We start from the raw sequence: 1,460 nt of genomic DNA, 5'->3' as shown, positions 1-1,460 counted from the left end.
GGGGCCTTAGCTCAGCTGGGAGAGCGCCTGCCTTGCACGCAGGAGGTCAGCGGTTCGATCCCGCTAGGCTCCACCACGCTCAAGCTTGAAGCCGGAAGCTTGAAGCGGGAAGACACCCACAGTCATTGAAGCCTTAAGCTAGACGCTTGTTCTTCAAGCTTCCAGCTTAAAGCTTCTAGCTTTAATTGCTCTTTAACAATGTAACCATGCTGACAAGTTCCTTTCGAAAGAAAGGACATAGAGATACGTCTCAAGCGTATCCGGCAATTGTCGTTGAGTCATCGCGACCAGACTCCTTCGGGTTATATGGTCAAGCGATGAAGCGCACACGGTGGATGCCTAGGCAGCCAGAGGCGATGAAGGACGTGGAAGCCTGCGATAAGGCTCGGCGAGGTGGCAAACAACCTGCGACCCGGGCATTTCCGAATGGGGAAACCCACTCAGGACAACCTGAGTATTCTGACCTGAATCCATAGGGTCAGGAGGCGAACCGGGGGAACTGAAACATCTCAGTACCCCGAGGAACAGAAATCAACCGAGATTCCCCCAGTAGCGGCGAGCGACCGGGGAGTAGCCCTTAAGCGTGACAACCGATAGGCGAACAGGCTGGGAAGCCTGACGAAACAGGGTGATAGTCCCGTAGCCGAAATCCGCGTCACGTGAAATCGAGTAGGTCGGGGCACGTGAAACCTTGACTGAAGACGGGGGGACCATCCTCCAAGGCTAAATACTCCTGGCTGACCGATAGTGAACCAGTACCGTGAGGGAAAGGCGAAAAGAACCCCGGAGAGGGGAGTGAAATAGACCCTGAAACCGTGTGCGTACAAGCAGTGGGAGCAGGCAGGTCCTGTGACCGCGTACCTTTTGTATAATGGGTCAGCGACTTATTTTCAGTGGCGAGCTTAACCGATTAGGGGAGGCGTAGAGAAATCGAGTCTTAACTGGGCGACCAGTCGCTGGAAATAGACCCGAAACCGGGCGATCTATCCATGAGCAGGTTGAAGGTTGAGTAACATCAACTGGAGGACCGAACCAGGATCTGTTGAAAAAGATTTGGATGACTTGTGGATCGGAGTGAAAGGCTAATCAAGCCCGGAGATAGCTGGTTCTCCTCGAAAGCTATTTAGGTAGCGCCTCACGTATCACCGCCGGGGGTAGAGCACTGTTTCGGCTAGGGGGCCATCCCGGCTTACCAACCCGAGGCAAACTCCGAATACCGGTGAGTGCAAGCGTGGGAGACACACAGCGGGTGCTAACGTCCGTTGTGGAAAGGGAAACAACCCAGACCGTCAGCTAAGGTCCCGAAATCCTGGTTAAGTGGGAAACGATGTGGGAAGGCTTAGACAGCTAGGAGGTTGGCTTAGAAGCAGCCATCCTTTAAAGAAAGCGTAATAGCTCACTAGTCGAGTCGGCCTGCGCGGAAGATGTAACGGGGCTCAAACCAGGTACCGAAGCTACGG

1 tRNA gene and 1 rRNA gene are annotated in these 1,460 nt (G+C 54.2%); both read left to right on the top strand.

Annotation, left to right across the window (positions count from 1 at the left end):
- A tRNA-Ala gene (locus LU493_RS19400) sits at nt 1-76 on the top strand.
- Between the two features lie 232 nt (nt 77-308).
- Nucleotides 309-1,460: ribosomal RNA gene (locus LU493_RS19395) — 23S ribosomal RNA — on the top strand; the annotation flags it as partial.

Origin of the sequence: Halomonas elongata, assembly GCF_029081005.1 — a bacterium.
GTDB lineage: Bacteria > Pseudomonadota > Gammaproteobacteria > Pseudomonadales > Halomonadaceae > Halomonas > Halomonas elongata_B.
Note: the sequence above shows the minus strand (reverse complement) of the source record. Positions and strands in the feature narration are given on the sequence as shown.